Below are 20,688 nucleotides of genomic sequence, written 5' to 3' on the forward strand. Positions count from 1 at the left end.
CGCTCAAACAGTCGCTTTGATGGGAATGGTCCGCGGCTTCTTGCCACCAAACATACTGGTCTCGGTGGCGCCGTCGGAGCAACCGTTGCCAAACGAGAAGCCGCAACCGCCGCGGATGTCGAACGCGTTTTCTGCGTACTCGCGGTGGGCCGATGGGATGACGAAGCGGTCCTCGTAATTGGCAATCGCCATCACGTGGTACATCTCCTCGACCTCGGCCATCGACAGGCCCGCCTGCTTGAGCACCGACAGGTTCTGGCGCTGCTCCACATGCTTGTCGCGCTGGTAGGTGCGCATGGCCAGCATGCGCTCCAGCGCCCGCACCACGGGTCCGGTGTCACCGGCGGTGAGCAGGTTGGCCAGGTACTGTACGGGGATGCGCAGCTGCGACACGTCGGGGATCTCGCCATTCACGCCCACATGGCCGGCATTGGCAGCGGCCGTGATGGGCGACAGGGGCGGTACATACCAGACCATGGGCAGCGTGCGGTACTCGGGGTGCAGCGGCAGGGCCACCTTCCAGTCCACCGCCATCTTGTAGACGGGGCTGTTGCGGGCGGCGTCCATCCAGCTGTCCGGGATGCCGTCGATGCGGGCCTGCTTGATGACATCGGGGTCGTTCGGATTCAGGAAGATGTCGAGTTGCGCCTGGTACAGGTCGCGGTCGCGTTCCACGCTGGCGGCTTCCTGGATGCGGTCTGCGTCATACAGCAGCACACCCAGGTAGCGGATGCGGCCCACGCAGGTTTCCGAGCACACGGTCGGCTGGCCCGCTTCGATGCGGGGATAGCAGAAGATGCACTTCTCGGCCTTGCCCGATTGCCAGTTGTAATAAATCTTCTTGTAGGGGCAGCCTGAGACGCACATGCGCCAGCCACGGCACTTGTCCTGGTCGATCAGCACGATGCCATCTTCCTCGCGCTTGTAGATCGAGCCGCTGGGGCACGATGCCACGCACGCCGGGTTCAGGCAGTGCTCGCACAGGCGCGGCAGGTACATCATGAAGGTGTTTTCGAACTGGCCGTAGATGTCCTTTTGCACATCGTCGAAGTTCTTGTCCTTGCTGCGCTTGCTGAACTCGCCGCCCAGGATTTCTTCCCAGTTCGGGCCCCACTCGATCTTCTCCATGCGCTTGCCGGTGATCAGGCTGCGCGGGCGGGCCGTGGGTGCGGCCTTGGTTTCAGGCGCGGACTGCAGGTGGTCGTAGTCGAACGTGAAGGGCTCGTAGTAGTCGTCGATCTGCGGCAGGTTGGGGTTGGCGAAGATGCGCATGAGCAGCTTCCACTTGCCGCCCTGGCGGGGTGCGATGGAGCCGTCGGGGCTGCGCACCCAGCCGCCATTCCACTTGTCCTGGTTTTCCCATTCCTTGGGGTAGCCGATGCCGGGCTTGGTCTCGACGTTGTTGAACCAGGCGTATTCCACCCCGGGGCGGCTGGTCCAGACGTTCTTGCAGGTGACGGAACAGGTGTGGCAACCAATGCACTTGTCCAGGTTCAGCACCATGCCGATTTGTGCGCGAATTTTCATCGTGTTTCTCCTTGGCTTCAGGCGTGGGCTGCGGTGCTGGACACAGGCTCATCGTCGAGCCAGTCCACGCGGTCCATCTTGCGCACTAGCACGAACTCGTCGCGGTTGGTGCCGATGGTTCCGTAGTAGTTGAAGCCGTAGCTGTACTGTGCGTAGCCGCCAATCATGTGGGTGGGCTTGAGCACGATGCGCGTGACCGAGTTGTGGATACCGCCACGGGTGCCGGTGATCTCGGAGCCTGGGGTGTTGATGATCTTCTCTTGCGAGTGGTACATCATCACCATGCCGGGGTTTACACGCTGGCTCACCACCGCACGGGCTGCAATGGCACCGTTGGCGTTGAAGAGTTCGACCCAGTCGTTGTCCACGATGCCAGCGACCTTGGCGTCGTCCTCGCTCAGCCACACCACCGAGCCACCCCGGTTGAGCGTGAGCATCATCAGGTTGTCGCTGTACGTGCTGTGGATGCCCCACTTCTGGTGCGGCGTGATGAAATTCAGCGCGATCTCGCGGTTGCCGTTGGGCTTCTTGCCTTCCACTTCTTCCAGCGTCTTGAGGTGCACGGGTGGGCGGTAGCTCACGAAGCCTTCGCCAAAGTCACGCATCCACGGGTGATCTTGGTAGAACTGCTGGCGGCCCGTGAGGGTGCGCCATGGGATGTACTCGTGCACGTTGGTGTAGCCGGCGTTGTAGCTGACCTTTTCGCTTTCCAGGCCAGACCAGGTGGGCGAGCTGATGATCTTGCGCGGCTGCGCCTGGATATCGCGGAAGCGGATCTTCTCGTCTTCGCGGTGCAGAGCCAGGTGCACATGGTCGCGCCCAGTCTGCTTGCCCAGGGCTTCCCAGGCCTTGCAGGCCACGTGGCCGTTGGTTTCGGGCGCCAGCATCATCACCACTTCGGTGGCGTCGATGTCGGTCACGATGCGGGGCATGCCCTGCGTCACGCCCTCTTCCTTCACGCGGCCGTTCAGGTCGCCCAGTTGGCCGACTTCGGTCTGCGTGTTCCAGCCGATGCCCTTGCCGCCGTTGCCTGCCTTGTCCATCAAGGGGCCCAGGGCGGTGAAGCGCTTGTAGAGGTTGGGGTAGTCGCGCTCGACAACGGTGACCTGCGGCGCCGTCTTGCCGGGGATCAGTTCGCACTCGCCCCGCTTCCAGTCGCGCACGCCGTAGGGCTGGGCCATTTCACCCGCCGTGTCGTGCATGATGGGTGTAAGCACCACGTCCTTTTCCACGCCCAGGTGGCCCACGCTGACCTCGCTCACAGCCTTGGCGAAACCCTTGTAGATCTCCCAGTCGCTCTTGGCCTGCCAGGCAGGGTCCACCGCCGTGGACAGCGGGTGGATGAAGGGGTGCATGTCGCTGGTGTTGAGGTCGTTCTTCTCATACCAGGTGGCCGTGGGCAGCACGATGTCCGAATACAGGCAGGTCGTGCTCATGCGGAAGTCGAGCGTGACCAGCAGGTCCAGCTTGCCTTCGGGTGCGTTGGTGTGCCACTGCACTTCCTCAGGCTTGGCCTCGTCTTTGCCCAGGTCCTTGCCCTGCACGCCGTGGGTGGTGCCCAGCAGGTGCTTGAGGAAGTATTCATGCCCCTTGCCCGACGAGCCCAGGATGTTGGAGCGCCACACGAACATGTTGCGCGGCCAGTTGGACGGATGGTCCGGGTCCTCGCAGCTCATCGTGAGCGTGCCGTCCTTCAGAGACTTGACGACGTAATCCTTCGCGTCCATACCCGCTGCAGCGGCATCCTTGGCCACCTGCATGGGGTTGGTCTTGAGCTGGGGCGCTGATGGCAGCCAGCCCATGCGCTCGGCGCGCACGTTGTAGTCGATCTGCGCGCCGTGGTAGGCCTTCTTGTCAGCCAGGGGCGAGAGGATTTCCTCCATGCCCAGCTTCTCGTAGCGCCACTGGTCGGTGTGGGCGTAGAAGAAACTCGTGCTGTTCATCTGGCGCGGTGGGCGGATCCAGTCCAGCGCAAAGGCCAACGCCGTCCAGCCCGTCTGTGGGCGCAGCTTTTCCTGGCCCACATAGTGCGCCCAGCCGCCACCGCTTTGACCAATACAGCCGCACAGCATCAGCATGTTGATGATGCCCCGGTAGTTCATGTCACTGTGGTACCAGTGGTTCATGGCCGCGCCGATGATCACCATGGACTTGCCATGCGTCTTGTCGGCGTTGTCGGCAAACTGGCGCGCCACGGTGATGATCTGCTCGCGCGGCACGCCGGTGATGGCCTCTTGCCAGGCAGGGGTGTAGGGGCGGTCGGCGTCGTAACCGCCACCGGGCTCTTCGCCCGGTAGGCCTCGGTCAATGCCGTAGTTGCCCGCCAGCAGGTCGAACACGGTGGCCACCATCACGCGGCCCTGGGCTTCGTGCCCGGCCAGCTCCAGGTGGGACACCGGCACGCGGCGCACCATCACATCGCCGCCTTGTTCGTTGGCCGTGAAGTTGGGCGTTGCCACGCCGCCGAAGTACGGGAAGGCCACATCAGCCACATCATGGGCCTGCGCGCCGTCCTCGATCACCGAGAGCTTGAGCTTGACGGTGTTGCCGGTGCGCGCTTCCTTGTTCTCCAGGTTCCACAGGCCCTGGTCGGCACGTCCGTCGGCCCCCCAGCGGAAGCCGATGGAGCCATTGGGCAGCGTGACCTGGCCCAGTTCGTCGTAGCCCACGGTCTTCCAGTCGGGGTTGTTGGACTGGTCGAGCTTGTTCGGAAAGTCGCTGGCGCGCACATAGCGGTCGGGCACCATCACCGTGCGGCCATCGGGCAGCGTCTTTTCCTTCAGCACCACCAGGAGCGGCAGGTCGGTGTAGCGGCGCGCATAGTCGTCGAAGTACGCCGAACGGCCCTTGCCGCCGTCCTTGAAGTAGAACTCCTTCAGGATCACATGGCCCATGGCCATGGCCACGGCAGCGTCGGTGCCCTGCTTGGGATGCATCCACAGATCGCCCAGCTTGGCGACTTCGGAGTAGTCTGGCGTGATGGACACCACCTTGGTGCCCTTGTAGCGCACCTCGGTCAGGAAGTGCGCATCCGGCGTGCGCGTCTGGGGCACATTGGAGCCCCAGGCAATGATGTACGAGCTGTTGTACCAGTCGGCCGACTCGGGCACGTCGGTCTGCTCGCCCCAGGTCTGCGGGCTGCTGGGAGGCAGGTCGCAGTACCAGTCGTAAAAACTCATGCACACGCCGCCCATCAGGCTGAGGTAGCGGCTGCCTGCAGCGTACGAAATCATCGACATCGCCGGGATGGGCGAGAAGCCGATGATGCGGTCCGGGCCGTGCTTCTTGATGGTGTACACGTTGGCCGCAGCGATCATCTGGTTGACTTCGTCCCAGGTGCTGCGCACAAAGCCGCCCAGGCCGCGCTGCTTTTGCCATTCGCGCTTGGAGGCATCGTTCTCGACGATGCTGGCCCAGGCGTCCACCGGGCTCTTGGCCAGGGCGATGGCGGCGCGCCAATGCTTGAGCAGGCGGCCGCGCACCATGGGGTACTTCACGCGGTTGGCGCTGTACAGGTACCAGCTGTAGCTGGCGCCGCGTGCACAGCCACGGGGTTCGTGGTTGGGCAGGTCGGGCCGTGTGCGGGGGTAGTCGGTCTGCTGGGTTTCCCAGGTGACGATGCCGCCCTTGACGTAGATCTTCCACGAGCAGGAGCCCGTGCAGTTCACGCCGTGGGTGCTGCGCACGATCTTGTCGTGTGCCCAGCGGTCACGGTAGGCGTCTTCCCAGGTGCGGTCTTCACCATTGGTTTCGCCATGGCCCTGGGCAAAGGTCTCGCGGGGCTGCGAGAAGTACGAAAGGCGGTCGAGGAAATGGCTCATCGGGGGCTCCTTGTTCTGTTCTGTTCTGTTCAGGGGTCATCAGCAAGGCATGGCGGCGTTCTTGCGCGCGTAGTGCCACCAGGTGATCACGATGCAAACGAGGTAGAAGGCGAAGAACGTCCACAGCGCGGCATGGGGGCTGCCGGTCAGCGCAATGGAGCTGCCATAGCTCTTGGGAATGAAGAACCCGCCGTAGGCCGCCATGGCGGCCGTGAAGCCCAGCGTGGCGGCGCCCAGGGTGTTGCCTTCCTTGTTGGCCTGGGCCACGGCTGCAGTGTTGCGGGGGTCCACACCGCGCATGGCTTCGGTCAGGAAGATCACGGGGATCATGCGGAAGGTGGAGCCATTGCCGATGCCGGTGGTGAGGAACAGCACCAGGAAGCACACGAAGAAGCCTGCAAACTGACCTTCATTGCCTGCGGATGGCAGGAACACCGTGACGCCCACCACGGCAATCGCCATGACGATGAAGTTCCACAGCGTGACGCGCGCGCCGCCGAGCTTGTCGGCCAGCCACCCGCCAAACGGCCGGACCACCGCGCCCACCAGCGGCCCCAGCCACGCGTAGGCCAGGGGATTGATGTTAGGAAACTGGCTCTTGATGAGCAGCGGAAAGCCTGCGGCATAGCCGATGAACGACCCGAAGGTGCCGAGGTACAGCACACACATCAGCCAGTTGTGCTTGCGCTTGAAGATGGCGGCCTGCGCAGCGAACGAGGCACGCGCATCGGCAATGTCGTTCATGCCGAACCAGGCGGCCAGCGCCGTCAGCGCAATCCATGGCACCCAGATGAAGGCGGCGTTCTGCGTCCACACCTGCGCGGTCTGGCCGTTCTTCACAATGGTCTGTGCATCGCCACCAAAGACCCCAAAGATACCGGCCGTAACGACCAGAGGGCTGAGGAACTGCACCACCGACACGCCCAGGTTACCGAGGCCCGCATTCACACCCAGCGCGGAGCCCTTGCGCTCCTTCGGAAAGAAGAAGCTGATGTTGGCCATGCTGGAGCTGAAGTTGCCGCCGCCCAGGCCACACAGCAGCGCGAGGATGAGCATGGTGGGGTAGGCGGTGGTGTTGTCCTGCACCGCAAAGCCGATGCCGATGGCCGGGATCAGCAGCGAGGCGGTGGAGATCGCCGTCCAGCGGCGGCCACCGACCAGCGGCACCATGAACGAGTAGAAGATGCGCAGCGTGGCGCCCGAGAGCGCGGGTGCCGCCGCCAGCCAGAACAGCTGGTTGGTCGAATACTTGAAGCCCAGGCCCGGCAGGCTCACGGCGACCACGCTCCAGACCTGCCAGATGGCAAAGGCCAGGAACAGCGCAGGCACCGAGATCCACAGGTTGAGCTTGGCGATGGCTTCGCCTTCGCGCTCCCAGAACGATTTGTCCTCCGGGGCCCAGAGGGTGAGCAGACGCCCCTGGCGCCCGCTGGTGGTGGTGGCAGACATGGTGAGTTTTCCTTGAAAGATCAACGGGTGGCTGGTTGCGCAACAGCGCCCTGCGAACCCATGAGACGGGTGTTGCGCACTTCGGTGAAGTACATCCAGATGAGCGAGACCCACACCACGCCGTACATCAGCATGAAAGCGCTGGAGCGGATGCCGGTAAGGTCCATCAGCGCACCGAACAGGATCGGCAGCACGAACCCGCCCAGGCCACCAGCCAGACCCACGATGCCGCTGATGGCGCCGATGTTGTGGGGGTAGTCGTCGCTGATGTACTTGAAGACACTGGCCTTGCCGAAGGCCCAGCAAATGCCCAGCAGAAACATGAGACCGGTGAACAGGTACACGTTCAGGCCGATGTGGAAGGTCTTGGGGCCGTTGACGGTGACGATGGTGAAATCGGTCTGGGGGTAGCTCAGCAGGAACAGGCAGATCCAGCTCACCCACATCACCCACCAGGTCACGCTGTGGGCGCCGTACTTGTCGGACAGCATGCCTCCAATGGCGCGCAGCACACCACCGGGCAGCGAGAAGCACGCGGCCAGCAGTGCCGCCACGCGGATATCAAGGCCAAACTCGCCCACGTAGTACTGCACCATCCACAGCGACAGCGCCACGTAGCCGCCAAACACGATGCTGTAGTACTGGCAGTACTTGAGGACCTTGGGGTCCTTGAGCGCCTTGAGCTGGTCGGTGAACTTGACGTTGCTGGGCACCAGGTGGGCCGGATCGCTGTAGCTGAACAGCCAGAACAGCACCAGGGTGCCCAGCATGATGGCCGCATACACCTGCGGCACCATGGTCCAGCCGAAGGCCACCAGCAGCACCGGCGCCACGAACTTGTTCACGGCTGCACCCGAGTTACCCGCGCCATACACACCCATGGCCGTGCCCTGGCGATGCTTGGGGAACCAGCGCGCCACATACGGCGTACCCACTGAGAACGAGCCCCCGGCCAAGCCCACGAACAGGCCGATCGTCAGGAAGTGCCAGTACTCCGTGGCATAGCTCATGAGCCAGATGGCAGGCACGGCGGTGGCCATGACGGCCGCCATCACGATGCGGCCACCGAACTTGTCGGTCCAGATACCCAGGGGCACCCGCACCAGCGAGCCCGTGAGCACGGGCATGGACATCAGCAGCCCGAACTGCGTGGAGTTCAGGTTCAGCATCTTCTTGATGGGGATGCCGATGACGCCAAACATCATCCACACCATGAAGCAGACCGTGAAGGCGAAGGTGCTGACGATCAGCACCGACCAAGCCTGGCGAGTGCGCTGAGGGCTGTCGCCCGGGGGCAGGGTTGCGTTGGCCATTGCGCGATTCCTCTCTTTTTGCATGAGAGGAATGGTCGCGTTCGTGGCACCCTTTGCACATCCTTCACTCGACCAGCCGGGGCGCGGCAGAAGGACTAGGCCGCGCTGTGGGGCACATCATCCGAAAGAACTACTCCCTGCGGCAAGCATCCCGGGCAGGCAAGCGAGCAAACGCAGGCTGCGGAGCGCTGTGCCACCAGCCAAACGCGTGACAGTGCGTTATTCAGTCGACACCTTTGAACTTGAAGCAGCCGTTCTGGCTGAGCCCTTCGACAGGCTCAGGACAGGCTTGTCGACGCCTTGCGCGGCGCTTCGACTGCGCTCAGTGAACAGTTCCAGTGGGAACGGCACTCACCGAAACAGGCCGTGGCTTCTACAGGCTCAGCCCGAACGGTGGATAAACCGGCGGCGCTGGGTGGTCCACCAACCCATGCCAGCCAGTGCACACGCCAGGCACAGCACCGCCCAATCACCCAGCGCGGGAACGGCCTTGGCGGCCACGGGGCCAAGGCCCGTGACAGTCCACGCCCCAGGGGTGCCAGGCGCTGAAAGAGTGACCCGGCTGCTGGCCGCATCGAAATCCACGTGTTGGCACACGTCTCGACCACTGGGCGACTGGAATACGACGCCTTGACACTGGCTATTCTTGCGCGCCAAAAGGCGCAGGATCATCACGCCCATGCGGCTGCCCAGCACATGGGGGCTGTTGTCTGCCCAATGTTGAAAGCTGAGCTCTATCGCCAACACACCCCCGCTGGCATTGGTGGAGGCCTGGGCGCCGACCAAGGTGGTGTCGGGGTCAGCGCTGTTGTACTGGGTCAACCCATCGCTGAATGAAAAGCTGGTGATCAGCGAAGCGATGTCGGCGTTGTTCAAATTAGCGGGTAACGGGGCCGCAGTGGTGAACGACCCCGATTGCGCCATCGCCGCCGTGAAGTTGCCACAGGCTCCAGCCGTGCAGCTGCTGTAGTTGGTGATGGCTGCGGCTGTGTACGGAACACCCGCGTAGGTGTAAGTGGCCGACCAGGCGCCCGCCTGCACCAGGGCTGCGGCCAGAAATACGAGGTACTTTTTCACGGGGATGGGTCGCCAGGTGCGCGAAGTGGAAGTGAGGGTGGTTTGATGAAAAAACTACTTCTAGCGCTTATCTGGCAAGCGCAAACAGCTATTTTTTTGGATAGCAGACTTGATGGTGAATGCCTGCAGGCCGCTGGGCAGAATTCGCACTCACATACGGCGCCGACCCACCGCCATCCAGCCCGCCCCGACCATCAGAGAGGCCAGCAGCAACAGGCCCCATTCGCCCAGCGTGGGAACTGCGGTGGAGGCCACGGGCGGAAGGCCGGAGGCTACCCAAATGCCGTTCACCAAATCGTCATTCCGCCAACTGGAAAACACGTCGCCCGCACTAGAGGCATAGCACTGATCCCCTTGCGGATTCAGCCCAACATCACTGCACACAGCGTTGTGCTGACCGCCTTGGCTCAGCGAAATCCGGTCGAGATGGTCTCCACTCGCATGGGGGGCAGGCGTTTGCCAGCGCAGCAGCGTCACAGAGAACTGAAGCACGCCGCCTGTGGTGGTAGCCACCACGCTCATGAGCGTGACCTGGGGGTCACCGCTGGCGTAAACAGTCAGCCCGTCGGAGAAGGAAAACGAAGTGACTTGCGACGTGATGTCTTCACTATTGAGATTGGCGGCCACAGGGACGGCCGTGGTGAACGAGCCAGTCTCCGCCATTGCCGTGGTGTAGGCCCCGCAATTGCCCGTACCCGGGGGGCAAGCCGCGAAATTGTGCAGTTCTGAAGCGTTGTAGGCAGGGCCCGTGTAGGTATAAGTGGCAGCCCGGGCGCCCGCCTGAAGAAGGGCCGCAGCCAGGAGTACAAGATATTTTTTCATGGTGCTCTATCGCCAAATACGCGAACTGGGTGGGTGGACGGGTGGATGCAAAAATCGCCTTCAGCACTTTTCAGAAAAGCACAAGCAGCTATGTTTTGAAGAGCAGCTTCTGCCGCGCGCGCAATGCCAGGCCCAGCAAGCCGGCGGCGGTCAGCGCCAGGGCAAACGGGTTGTCAACGGGCACGGACTGCGGCCCGCCCGGCGCCACCACGGGGACATCGCTCGTCCAGCCGTCACTACCTTCGGCAAAGTGGGCAAAGCCGTGGCTGGCGGCGCTGTCGTCACCGAAGGTATTGCAGACGTCGGGGCTTTCTAGAGACGTGCAGGTCCGATTGAAGTAGCTGGCAAAGTTGACCGACATGTAGCTCAACCGGTCGCCCACACCATGGCTGCCGGTTTGCCACCACTGGAAAACGATGTCGGTATCGACAATCTGGCCCGCTGCGTCGGTGGATACCTTGGCCGTTGCCAGCCGGGTGTTGAGCCCGTTCATGGTGTAACTCGTCACACCATCATTGAAGTCGTACCAGGTGATGAGGGGCGCAATGTCCAGGCTGCTCTGGTTGGGTGGCAGCGGCTGGCTGGTGGTGAAGTGGCCCGTTTGCTGCATGGCCGCGTTGAAGTTGGCGCAGGTGACGACAGCGCAAGGCGCTGAGTAGTCTTGCAGGCTGGTGTAGGTGGGGCCGGCAAAGGTGTAGGTGGCGGCCCAGGCTCCGGTCTGGAGAAGGGCCGCAGCCAGGAGTGCGAGGTATTTTTTCATGAAGCGTCTGTCTGAAAATTTCAATAAAAGCAGGCGCGAACGCCCGTATGCAAATCGCATCAAGCTATCACTTGGATAGCAAACCAGACCAACTGCGCAGTGCGATGTGTGTGCAAAGAGCACAAGCAGCCTCGCCCCAGCGGAGTCCGGCGCGGGCGCTACCACCGCTGCTGGACGTGTTTGCACGCTCATGCCGCGGGCCAGCGCGACGTGGCACGGCGCCGCACCTGCCACCAGCCTGCGCCACCCACCAGACAGGCCATCAGCAGCAAGCCCCATTCGCTGAGCGTGGGCACCGAGGTCGCGGCGGCGGGGGCGATGGCCATCATGAATGTCTGCACCGTGCTGGGCATCACACCGTTGTTGGCAGTGATGGTCACACCTTGGTTGACCGCACTGGTGGGCGTGCCGGTGATGACACCTGTGTTGGGGTCGATAACAAGCCCTGGCGGCAGGGTTCCTGCGTCGGTGAAGGCGATGGGAGCCGTGCCCGTGGCCACCACCGTGAAGTGGTAGGGGGCGCCCACGGTGCCACCGGGTGGTGTGGCGCTGGTGATGGTGGGGGCCACCTGTGGCGGAGATGCGGAAGTAACCCACCCACCTGCCCCAATGTAGGCCAAAGTCCTGCTGGTAGAAGCATCTGTGCCGAATAGCGTGCAAGCGCCGGAGCCATTCAGGGCTTGGCAGTACCCGTTGAAATAGCTGCTCAAGTTGACCCTGAACACGTCTATCCGTTCATTGACACCGTGGCTTGCGGTTTGCCAATGAAAAATTGCAATGTTTTCGTTCAGGATGTTGCCGGCCGCATCCGTGGAGACGAAGGCAAAGTTCAACCGAGTGGCGGAGTCCCCGCTGTTGTATTGCATGAGCCCATCCTCGAAGGAAAACGACTGGACCAAGCTAGTGATATTTGTATTGACCAGGTTGGGCGCCAACGGTGCGGCGGTGGCAAAGCTGCCCGTTTGCCGCATGGCCGTGGAGAAGTCGGCGCAGGTGGGCGTGGCGCACGGGGTGGTGAACGGGGTCAGGTTGGTGTAGAGAGGGCCCGTGAAGGTGTAAATGGCAGCACAAGCGCTGGCCTGAAGAAGGACTGCAGCCAGGAGTACAAGGTATTTCTTCATAGGAGGTCTGCCTGAAAATTTCATAAAAATGGGCTCTAGTGCTTATCCAGCAAGCGCTAAAAGCTATCTTTCAATGAGCAAATAGAGTCTGCAAAGACAGACGATTCACCGCCCACGCGGCCCCCTGCGCAGACCTTGTGGCAGGCCGGAGCGCGGAAAACAGCGGTTCTTTTCATGGCATGGTCTGCGATGGCTGGCTTTTCAGGCCCGCTATTCAAAAGAGAGCACGAAAGCCCTCGATAGAAGGGGTTGGGCTGCAACAAATTTTATGGAGCCCCCCCGCGCGGCGCCCCACCCCCAAGGGTTGGGCAACAACACATTCGATGTGCTACGTTGCGACATACGCATTGCATTGATGCGCTGCAGCAAACTTTTCAGTCACGTCCATGCCCCTCACCCGCATTCAGCAGCGGGCCATTGCGCGCCTGCAGCAGATGGCTTGCCTTGATTTCAACGGGCCTCAGCTCATCGAGCCCGTGTTGCACGAGCTGCACTACCTCATCAGCTTTGACTCGGGCGCGTACTTCTATCCGGGCGGCAATGGGGGGATGGATGCATATCTGGAGCCGTCTATGGGGCGGGACACGATCCACACCTACTTTGACCCGCAGGTGATGGCCAGCGAGCGCAAGGTGATGCGCCGCAGTGCCCACCAGTTTGCCGACGCGGTGAGTTTTGACCACGGGGCGCAGGGGCTGGAGCAGCTGTTGGCGGTGCCAATCAGCGAACTGCTGCGCAGCGACTTCTACAACGTGACGCTGCGGCCGGTGGAGGTGTTTGATTTGCTGAGCCTGGTGCTGCGCACGCCGCAGGGCGAGGGCCTGGGCACGATCAAGCTGTACCGCAGCATGGCTGCGTCGCGCTTTGGGGTGCGGGACCTGGCCATGCTAGGGCGGCTGGAGCCGTGGCTGGCGCGGATTCTGCAGCCGGGGGAGCTGGACACGCAGGACAGCGTGGTGCACGACAGTGCCATGCTGGTGACCACGCCCCAGGGACGGTTGCTGTGGACGTCACAAAAATCCAATCAGCTGCTGGCGCAGGCCTTTGGTCCCAGTTGGCACCGCCGCTCTGAGCTGCCCCCCGCGCTGCAGGCTCTGCTGCAGCGCCTGCATTTTGCGGGGCGGCATGGTGACAGCCGCAATGGCCCTGCGGCAGCGTTGCCCCAGCTGGACCTGCACAACGCCAGCGGCTGGTTCAGCCTGCGCGCCACGCAGATGGCCGCCGCAGCGGGCGAAGGCCAGGCGGTGGGCATTCAGATCACCCACCGGGTGCCGCGCGTGGCGCACCTGCTGCCCGCACTGCGTGCGCTGGGCCTGCCGCAGCGCCAGCACGAACTGGCCTACTGGCTGGCGCGGGGCTTGCCGGAAGCGCAGATTGCCGAACGCATGGGGATCAGCGCCAACACCGCTACCTACCACCGCCGCCAGATTTACACGCGGCTGGGCGTGCAAAACCGGCTGGAGCTGCAAGCCCGTCTGCTGGCGCCCCGTTGAGGAGCCTCTGGTGGGGCGAGGGTAAGAGCCCGTTCAAAAGGGGCTTCATGAAGAAACACACGGGCTTCGCTCCTTTCGGCTTTTTTTCAGCCCGACCAGGGCAAGTCCTTCCAGGCCAGGCAAGCGCCACTACGGCACCGGCACAACACGCACCGCTGGTGTGTAGGGCTCCACACGCAGGCTGTCGTGCGCCAGCACGCTGATCTTGGCCCGGGGGGCCATTTCCAGTGCGCCGTCGGCTGCCTTGCGTGTGGCGTATTGCCAGAGGGTGAGCGCGCCTTTGGCGGCCAGAGCCTGGCCAATGGCGGCGGCTTCGGGGCGCGGGGCACCGGCCTCGTCCGGCGGCACGGCAACGATGACATCGTCCTTGACCGTAACGATCTTGAACAGCAGCGGCTTGGTGGTGTCGGCCACGGCAGTGACAGAGGCGAAGACGGTAGCAAGGGAGACTGCTGCCAGGGTTGCGGCTGCGCCGAAGCGGCGCAAGGAGGTGGTTTTCATGCGTTGTTGCTCCTGTATCGATGGGGGCCTGCGCCCCGGCACCAGGTGCTGGCGAAAGCATCATGCCCCGGGGCGTGCAACCAGACAAGGATCGGTCACCCGGGCAAGCAAACCGCCCGCCGCTGCAATGCTACGCCCCTGCGGCCCCCGCCCGCATGGTGGTGCCCACGTGGGCATACAAGGCGCCCCATGCCTCGCGCGTGGCGGGGTTGAAGGCGCCGCCAAGTGCTTCGGCCAGTGTGTCGAGCAGCGCCGCACCCACCGTGTCGTAGTGCGCGGCCTCTACGCCATAGCCCGCGTGCCGTTTGCCAAGTGCGCGCAGTGCGGCGTCCAGCTGCTCGGGTTGGCCGAGCATGCGCACGGCGCTGCCGATCATGTCCAGCAGCTTGCGCGCCTGTTCGTTCATGTCGGACGAGGCGAACAGCCCGCTGATAGCGGCATCGCGCGCGAACAGCTTGGCGTAGAACAGCGCACCCGCCTTCGCGGCGACAGGAGCAACCTGCGCAAAGCTCTGGCGAACCAGATGGATTTGTTCGGGGGACATCAAAGGCTTCCTCAGCAATGCGGCCGTTGGCCAGTGGCAGGTAGAACACTGGAAAGAAGTCTATGAAGTTCCCCCGCGCTGAGCCCCACCCCCAGGGGTTGCATGACGGCAGGCGCTATGGGCGACGCGCTATGTGCGATTGGCGATGTAACGGGCGCGATGGCTTCATGCGCCGGGCCTTGCGCAGCGCGCGCTTGCGCAGGTGCACCGGCTTGCCCGCAGAGTGGTCAGCGGCAAATCCCTGGCCGACCACGGCGGTTGCACTGCCGCGCTACTCTGCGCGCTGCCGGTCTGACGCGTAGACGGCCGCCTGAACGCGCGAACTCAGGCCCAGCTTGCGCAGGATGTGCTGCACGTGGATCTTCACCGTGGTCTCGGCGATGTCGAGCGTGCGCGCGATCTCCTTGTTGCTTGCGCCGCGTGCAATCTCGCGCAGCACGTCTTCCTCGCGCGGTGAGAGGGGTGTGAAGCCGCTGGCGGCGCCTGCAGCGACCGCAGCGGCATCGGCGGGTATGGACGCGACGGGCGCTATCTCGGGCGCACCCTGCGACTGGAACGCCGCCACCAGCTTGCCCATGAGTTCGGGGCTTACCACGGGCTCACCCCGGGCGGCACGGCGAATAGCCTGGGCCAACAGGTCGCCGTCGATGGTCTTGAGCAGGTAGCCCTGCGCGCCGTTGCGCAGCGCGGTGGCCAGGTCCTGCGCGTCCTCGCTCACGGTGAGCATGAGCACGCGCGAGGCGGGCGAGACTTCGCGCAGGCCCTGGATGGCATCCACGCCCATCACCCCGGGCAGGTGGTTGTCGAGCAGGATCACCTGCGGCTGCAGCTGGGGCGCAAGCCGCAGGGCCTGCGCGGCATCCCCCGCCTCGCCCACCACGGACAGGCCCTCATACTGGCTCAGCAGCGCGATCAGCCCGCGACGGAACAGCGTGTGGTCGTCCACCACCAGCAGCGTGACCGGCGGTGTCGTCGGCGCTGACGCGGGGGTTGTGGCAACGGGCAATACGGAGGTCGTCATGGCATGGTGGCTTGTTGGGGGGCTACGGCGTATATCGAACCCGCTGAATGGGTGGATGCGGCGGGCTGGTGAGGCTGGGTGGGTGCGACCGAGGGAAGCTCGATGCACACGCGGGTGCCCTGCCCCGGAGCGGACTCCACCTGGACCACTGCGCCAATGCGCTGGGCCCGCTCGCGCATGATGCCCAGGCCTACATGCAGCGAGTCCGGTGGCACGGAGGCCACCTCAAAGCCAGTGCCGTTGTCCTGCACCTCAAAGCGCCAGCGTGGATGGCGGTGCACCAGCACATCCACCCGCGTGGCGCCCGAATGTTTGCGCACGTTCGACAATGCCTCCTGCACCATGTGCAGCACCTGGATCTGCACGTCCTGCGCCAGCGGCAAGCCGTGGCCCACCATGCCCAGCGTGGTGGCCATGCCGGTCTGGTGCTCAAACTTGGACAAGGTGGCGCGCAGCGCTGACTCGATGTCTTCCTCGCTGGTGCGGGTGCGGAAGTGCACCAGCAGCTCGCGCACATCGGAATAACACTCGCGCACCCCCACATCCAGCTCGCCGATGCTGCGGTCGCGCTTGGCCTCATCGCCGCGCGCCACGGCATCGCGCAGCAGCTGGGTCTGGATCTTGAGGAAGGCCAGCGACTGGGCAATGGAGTCGTGCAGCTCCCGCGCCAGCAGGCTGCGCTCCTCTGCCACCGCCGCCTCGCGCTCCAGCGCGGTGGCACGCAGGCCCTCCATGGCACTGGCCAGGTGGCGCGTCATGGCTTCGAGCAGGTCGCGCAGTTCATCGGTCAGCTCCACCGGCGAGCGGAAGAACAGATCCACCTCGCCCAGCAGGCGCTGCAGCATCTGCACCGGGATGGTGACCATGGTCTGGAACCCCGCCTCGCGGCAATGGGGCAAGGCAACGGTGGTGGACGGTGTGATGGGAATGACCCGCGTGCGCGCCTGGGCCTGCGGCTGGCCACACAGGCAGGTGCCCGTGTGAAGGCAGTGCTCGCCTTCGGCCATGGTGCGCGGCAGGCCGTCGCCCGCCAGCAGCACGTAGCGTTCGTTGGCCTCATTGGACCAGCGCACGGCGGCTGCGTCGGCCCCCGCCACGCGGCGGATTTGCTGCACAAAACCCTGGGCCAGCAGCTCCAGGCTGCCCGCCGTGCTGGCCAGCGCGCTCACCTCATACAACGCGGCCAGGCGCTGGTTCTGCACAGCGATGCTGGCGGTCTTTTCGCGCACCTTGTGCTCCAGCTCGTCGTGCGATGCCTGCAGTGCATGCGCCATGAGGTTGAAGCCCGCCGACAGCTGACCGAACTCGTCATCCGTATCCACCGGCAGCCGCGTGCCCAGCTCGCCCTGGCGCAGCCGGGCCTGGGCCTGCTGCAGACGTGCCACGGGATTGATGACCAGCAGATAGCTCACGGCCATGAAGGTGACGGCAGCCACGATGGCCAGCGCCATCATGAACAGCTGGAACAGGTGCAGCGCGGCGGTCCAGCCCGCGATCTGGATCTCGATGGCGTCCACAAAACCATCGACCTGCTGCACAAAGGCATCGGCCTCTGCCAGGTTCCGGGCGCGGTCCGGGGGCGATGCGCTGACCCACCCGGTGCGGGCCTCGGCCCACCGGGCGCGGATGCCATCGAACCGCGTACGTGTCTCATCGCTCCACGGCACAAACAGCGGGCGCGACGGATCGCCCGTGCGCAGCAACTCCAGGCTGGCGTCGAACTGGCGGGCGCGTTCTTGAACGGCCTCGGGTGGCTCGGTCTGCAGCACCAGCACCATGCGCAACATGTTCATGCGCAGGCGGCCGGCCTCGTTGACCGCCGCTGCGCCACCTTCGAGCTTCCAGGTCACCCACAGGGTCAGGCCGATGGAAGCGAGCGCCACCAACAAGAAGCCCGCGCCCATGGCAAGGAGTTTGGTGGAGAGCGTGGGACGGGAGCGCATGGCGCAGTGTAGGGAAGGGGCATGGCCACAACCTTGACCTGGGTCAAGAGCGGCCCGCGTAGCATGGAGCCATGCAACGACTGCCCCTCCCTCTCCTGCGCACCTGGCTGGTGCTGGGAAGCGCCACCGTGGCGCTGGCTGGCTGCGCCTACGCCCCTGCCCCGGGCACGCCGCCCTCCCCCCTCTGGACCGACCGCTTGCAGAGCCTGCTTCCCGCCGATGTACTGCTGCTGGGCGAGCAGCACGATGCACCCGACCACCAGCGCCTGCAGCGCGAGGCCGTGGCGTGGCTGTCCTCGCGCGGGCAGCTGGCGGCCGTGGTGATGGAGATGGCCGAGCGGGGCCACAGCACCCGGGGCCTGCCGCGCGATGCCAGCGAAGCGCAAGCCCAGGCCGCCCTGCAATGGGACAACGCCGCCTGGCCATGGCAGTCCTATGGCCCGGTAGTGATGGCGGCCGTGGGCGCCGGCGTGCCCGTGCTGGGAGGCAACCTGCCCCGCGCCCGCATGCGGGCCGCCATGGCGGAGACCACCTGGGACCGGCACCTGCCCGCACCCGCGCTGGCGGAGCAACACCAGGCGCTGCGCGACGGCCATTGCGGGCTGCTACCGGAGTCGCAAATTGCGCCCATGGCCCGCATCCAGATCGCCCGCGACGCGAGCATGGCCCGGACGGCCCAGGAAGCGTTGCGATCCGGCCAGACGGTGCTGCTGGTGGCTGGCGGCGGCCATGTGCTGCGCCACCTGGGCGTGCCAACGCATTGGCCGGCAAATCTGGTGTCAAAAGTGGTGATAGCGCAGGTGGATCATGCGCCAGCCGCTATCAAATCAGGTGCACAAGCAGATGCCGTGGTCCAGACCCCGGCGCTGCCTCCGCGTGATGTGTGCGCAGAGTTGCGCGAGCAGTGGCGCCCTGCGCCCCCCGGACAGAAGGTCTGAGCGCACTCAGGGCCTGTTCACCCTATTCAGCCCTGCGCGGCGGCAGCAGTCTCCGCCTGCGCGCGCAGCAGCGCCACAAAATCGTCGGCAGGTACAGGGCGGCTGCACAGGTAGCCCTGGTAGGCGTCGCAGCCCCGCTCGCGCAGGAAGGCCAGCTGGCCCTCGGTCTCCACCCCCTCGGCCAGCACCGACAGGCCCATGCTATGCCCCATGGCGATGATGGCGGCGCTGATGGCCATGTCGTCCTCGCTTTGCGGAATATCGCGGATGAATCCCTGGTCGATCTTGAGCACGTCGATGGGAAACCGCTTGAGCTGCGCCAGCGACGAATAGCCGGTGCCAAAGTCATCCACCGCGATGCGCACCCCCAGTTCGCGCAGGCGCACCAGCACCTGGCGGGCTTCTTCGGTACGTTCGGCCAGGGCGCTTTCGGTGATCTCCAGCTCCAGCAGTGCCGCGGGGAACCCGCTGGCCTGCAGCGCGGCCGCCGTGCAACCGGCCAAGTCGGTCAGGTGGAACTGGCGCGGCGACACATTCAGCGCCAGGGTCAGCGGTGGCAGCCCGGCATCACGCCATTGCTGGCCCTGACGGCAGACCTCGCGCACCACCCATTCCCCCAGCGGGCCGATGACGCCCGAGGTCTCGGCCACGGGAATGAAGCGCGCGGGGGAGATCAGCCCCTCTTGCGGGTCGTTCCAGCGCACCAGGGCTTCGGCGCCCTGGATGCGACCGGTGGCAATGTCGATTTGGGGCTGGTAGTACATCTGCAGATGGCCCTGGGCCAGCGCCAGGCGCAGGCGCGACTCCAGCTCCAGCCGCTCGCGGGCCGCCTGGGTCATGGCCTCGTGGAAGAAGCACCACGCCCCCCGGCCGCGCGCCTTGGCGCCATAGACCGCCGCGTGGGCGCCCTGCAGCAGCAGTTCGGTGGTGCCAGCGTGCTCAGGGAACATGCAGATGCCCACACTGACGCCCGCCACCACCTCGAGCCCGTCGGGCGAACGCCAGGGCTCGGCCACGGCGCGGATCAGGTGGCGCGCCACGGCGGCGGCGCCATCGGCATGGCGCAGGTTGCGCGCCACCACGGCCAGCTCGTCGCCGGCCATGCGCCCCAGCACGTCTCCGGGCCGCAGGGCGGACTGCACCTGCCGCGCAATGTGCTTGAGCACCTCGTCGCCCGTGGCATGGCCGTAGCTGTCGTTCACGTCCTTGAAGCGGTCCAGGTTGAGCAGCAGCACGGCGATGTGCTCGCCACTGCCCTGCGCCTCCTGCACCGCCAGCTCCAGCTGGTGCCCGAACCAGGTGCGGTTGGACAAGCCCGTGAGCGGGTCGTTGTGCGCCAGGTATTCCAGTTGCCGCTGCTGGGCCTTTTCTTCGGAGATGTCGGTGAACATGCACACGTAGTGCGTGATCTCGCCCGCCGGGTCGCGCACGGCCGACAGGGACATGTGCTCCGGGAAGATCTCGCCGTTCTTGCGGCGGTTCCAGATCTCGCCCTGCCAGTACCCGGTTTCGGTCAGCGCCGACCACATCGCCTCATAAAAAGCCTTGTCGTGGCGGCCCGACTTGAAGACGCGCGGGGTCTTGCCCAGCAGCTCCTCCTCGGTATAGCCCAGCAGCCGGGTGAACGCCGCGTTGACCGACAGGATGCGGCTGTGGGCGTCGGTCACCACCACGCCCTCCATGGTGTTGTCCACCACCGTGGCCGCCAGGCGCTGGCGGGCCTCGCTGCGCTGCAGCGCCGCACGCGCGGCCTTGATCTCGTCGAGGTCCTGCACCACACACACCAGGTGCGCGGGCTCATCGCCCACTTCGGGCGCCAGTGTCACGGTGCACAGCACAGGCGCCCGGCGGCCGTTGTCCAGCCGCAGGCAGTGGCGCTCGCCCACATAGTGGTCGATCTCGCCAGCCAGCAGGCGCTCCAGCTGCGACGCCGCCCAGTCAGGGTCCTGGTCGATCATCACATCGCGAAAATTGAGGCCCAGCGTCTGCGCGGGCGTGGCCCCCAGCAGGTCGCACAGGCGGGCGTTGGCCCACAGAAAGCTGCCGTCCAGCGCCACCCGCGCAAACCCGGCCGGCGCATGGCGCACGATCTGCGTCAGCTCCTGCGCCATGGCCATGCGCACCTTTTCGGCACGGCGCATGCGCCGCAGCAGCCACCAGGCCAGGCCGCTGGTCAGCGCCACATAGCCCCAGCCCTTCCAGGTCTGAAAACGGGTCAACAGGGCCGGGTCGGTCACCCAGTGGGCCAGCAACACATCGCCCGCAAACACCCAGGCCACCCCCAGCACCAGGTACAGCAGCATGCCCCGCCAGGGGACCAGTGATGAGGCATAGCCCTCGTTGCCCATTGCGCTTCTT

The 20,688-nt window shown here is 64.9% G+C and carries 15 protein-coding genes; 2 read left to right on the top strand and 13 right to left on the bottom strand.

Annotated features, from left to right (window positions below; all coding sequences use genetic code 11):
- Nucleotides 1-3: 3 nt before the first annotated feature.
- From narH to ASD75_RS23855, 8 genes are all read right to left on the bottom strand, one after another.
- The gene (gene narH / locus ASD75_RS11595) at nt 4-1,527 is read right to left on the bottom strand and encodes a nitrate reductase subunit beta (protein ID WP_056745774.1); all 1,524 of its coding nucleotides are present in this window, start codon (nt 1,525-1,527) and stop codon (nt 4-6) included.
- A 17-nt stretch (nt 1,528-1,544) separates the two neighbouring features.
- A complete protein-coding gene (locus ASD75_RS11600; protein WP_056745776.1) occupies nt 1,545-5,348 on the bottom strand; it encodes a nitrate reductase subunit alpha in 3,804 nt (1,267 codons plus the stop codon).
- A 39-nt stretch (nt 5,349-5,387) separates the two neighbouring features.
- Nucleotides 5,388-6,797 (bottom strand): NarK family nitrate/nitrite MFS transporter, encoded by a 1,410-nt coding sequence (locus tag ASD75_RS11605; protein ID WP_056745778.1) that lies wholly within the window; start codon nt 6,795-6,797, stop codon nt 5,388-5,390.
- 20 nt (nt 6,798-6,817) lie between these two features.
- Nucleotides 6,818-8,110: a nitrate/nitrite transporter gene (locus ASD75_RS11610; protein ID WP_056745779.1), complete on the bottom strand. Its 1,293-nt coding sequence runs from the start codon at nt 8,108-8,110 to the stop codon at nt 6,818-6,820.
- Nucleotides 8,111-8,491: 381 nt separating this feature from the next.
- On the bottom strand, nt 8,492-9,187 hold the full coding sequence (locus tag ASD75_RS11615; RefSeq protein WP_056745781.1) for an IPTL-CTERM sorting domain-containing protein: 696 nt from the start codon (nt 9,185-9,187) through the stop codon (nt 8,492-8,494).
- A 150-nt stretch (nt 9,188-9,337) separates the two neighbouring features.
- Entirely contained in the window at nt 9,338-10,009 is a 672-nt protein-coding gene (locus tag ASD75_RS11620) for an IPTL-CTERM sorting domain-containing protein (RefSeq protein WP_056745783.1), read from the bottom strand.
- 88 nt (nt 10,010-10,097) lie between these two features.
- Entirely contained in the window at nt 10,098-10,769 is a 672-nt protein-coding gene (locus ASD75_RS11625; protein WP_056745784.1) for a hypothetical protein, read from the bottom strand.
- Nucleotides 10,770-10,957: 188 nt separating this feature from the next.
- Entirely contained in the window at nt 10,958-11,338 is a 381-nt protein-coding gene (locus tag ASD75_RS23855; RefSeq protein ID WP_056745787.1) for an IPTL-CTERM sorting domain-containing protein, read from the bottom strand.
- Between the two features lie 938 nt (nt 11,339-12,276).
- Between ASD75_RS23855 and ASD75_RS11640 the strand changes: the two genes are divergently transcribed.
- Nucleotides 12,277-13,383, top strand: coding sequence for a helix-turn-helix transcriptional regulator (locus ASD75_RS11640; RefSeq protein WP_056745791.1), 1,107 nt, complete (start codon nt 12,277-12,279; stop codon nt 13,381-13,383).
- A 129-nt stretch (nt 13,384-13,512) separates the two neighbouring features.
- Here the strand turns inward: ASD75_RS11640 and ASD75_RS11645 are convergent, their stop codons facing one another.
- The 4 genes from ASD75_RS11645 to ASD75_RS11660 form a co-directional block, all read right to left on the bottom strand.
- A complete protein-coding gene (locus ASD75_RS11645; RefSeq protein WP_200947587.1) occupies nt 13,513-13,884 on the bottom strand; it encodes a hypothetical protein in 372 nt (123 codons plus the stop codon).
- Between the two features lie 130 nt (nt 13,885-14,014).
- Nucleotides 14,015-14,428 (bottom strand): globin domain-containing protein, encoded by a 414-nt coding sequence (locus ASD75_RS11650; RefSeq protein WP_056745792.1) that lies wholly within the window; start codon nt 14,426-14,428, stop codon nt 14,015-14,017.
- A gap of 271 nt (nt 14,429-14,699) precedes the next feature.
- Nucleotides 14,700-15,449, bottom strand: a complete 750-nt coding sequence (locus tag ASD75_RS11655) for a response regulator (RefSeq protein WP_056745794.1) — start codon at nt 15,447-15,449, stop codon at nt 14,700-14,702.
- The gene (locus ASD75_RS11660) at nt 15,446-17,392 is read right to left on the bottom strand and encodes a type IV pili methyl-accepting chemotaxis transducer N-terminal domain-containing protein (protein WP_235511605.1); all 1,947 of its coding nucleotides are present in this window, start codon (nt 17,390-17,392) and stop codon (nt 15,446-15,448) included. The genes ASD75_RS11655 and ASD75_RS11660 overlap by 4 nt, the downstream gene beginning before the upstream one ends.
- 71 nt (nt 17,393-17,463) lie before the next feature.
- Between ASD75_RS11660 and ASD75_RS11665 the strand changes: the two genes are divergently transcribed.
- The gene (locus tag ASD75_RS11665) at nt 17,464-18,330 is read left to right on the top strand and encodes a ChaN family lipoprotein (RefSeq protein WP_056745796.1); all 867 of its coding nucleotides are present in this window, start codon (nt 17,464-17,466) and stop codon (nt 18,328-18,330) included.
- A 26-nt stretch (nt 18,331-18,356) separates the two neighbouring features.
- On the opposite strand, the gene ASD75_RS11670 is transcribed toward ASD75_RS11665, so the two are convergent.
- Nucleotides 18,357-20,678, bottom strand: coding sequence for a bifunctional diguanylate cyclase/phosphodiesterase (locus tag ASD75_RS11670; protein ID WP_056745798.1), 2,322 nt, complete (start codon nt 20,676-20,678; stop codon nt 18,357-18,359).
- Nucleotides 20,679-20,688 lie beyond the last annotated feature (10 nt).

Origin of the sequence: Acidovorax sp. Root568 (assembly GCF_001427445.1) — a bacterium.
GTDB classification, from domain to species: Bacteria; Pseudomonadota; Gammaproteobacteria; order Burkholderiales; family Burkholderiaceae_C; genus Acidovorax; species Acidovorax delafieldii.

Bases quoted from the DNA above. Each gene is read 5' to 3' on its own strand.
- narH (WP_056745774.1), bottom strand. From the start codon at position 1,527: ATGAAAATTCGCGCACAAATCGGCATGGTGCTGAACCTGGACAAGTGC.
- ASD75_RS11600 (WP_056745776.1), bottom strand. From the start codon at position 5,348: ATGAGCCATTTCCTCGACCGCCTTTCGTACTTCTCGCAGCCCCGCGAG.
- ASD75_RS11605 (WP_056745778.1), bottom strand. From the start codon at position 6,797: ATGTCTGCCACCACCACCAGCGGGCGCCAGGGGCGTCTGCTCACCCTC.
- ASD75_RS11610 (WP_056745779.1), bottom strand. From the start codon at position 8,110: ATGGCCAACGCAACCCTGCCCCCGGGCGACAGCCCTCAGCGCACTCGC.
- ASD75_RS11620 (WP_056745783.1), bottom strand. From the start codon at position 10,009: ATGAAAAAATATCTTGTACTCCTGGCTGCGGCCCTTCTTCAGGCGGGC.
- ASD75_RS11625 (WP_056745784.1), bottom strand. From the start codon at position 10,769: ATGAAAAAATACCTCGCACTCCTGGCTGCGGCCCTTCTCCAGACCGGA.
- ASD75_RS11640 (WP_056745791.1), top strand. From the start codon at position 12,277: ATGCCCCTCACCCGCATTCAGCAGCGGGCCATTGCGCGCCTGCAGCAG.
- ASD75_RS11645 (WP_200947587.1), bottom strand. From the start codon at position 13,884: ATGAAAACCACCTCCTTGCGCCGCTTCGGCGCAGCCGCAACCCTGGCA.
- ASD75_RS11650 (WP_056745792.1), bottom strand. From the start codon at position 14,428: ATGTCCCCCGAACAAATCCATCTGGTTCGCCAGAGCTTTGCGCAGGTT.
- ASD75_RS11655 (WP_056745794.1), bottom strand. From the start codon at position 15,449: ATGACGACCTCCGTATTGCCCGTTGCCACAACCCCCGCGTCAGCGCCG.
- ASD75_RS11660 (WP_235511605.1), bottom strand. From the start codon at position 17,392: ATGCGCTCCCGTCCCACGCTCTCCACCAAACTCCTTGCCATGGGCGCG.
- ASD75_RS11665 (WP_056745796.1), top strand. From the start codon at position 17,464: ATGCAACGACTGCCCCTCCCTCTCCTGCGCACCTGGCTGGTGCTGGGA.
- ASD75_RS11670 (WP_056745798.1), bottom strand. From the start codon at position 20,678: ATGGGCAACGAGGGCTATGCCTCATCACTGGTCCCCTGGCGGGGCATG.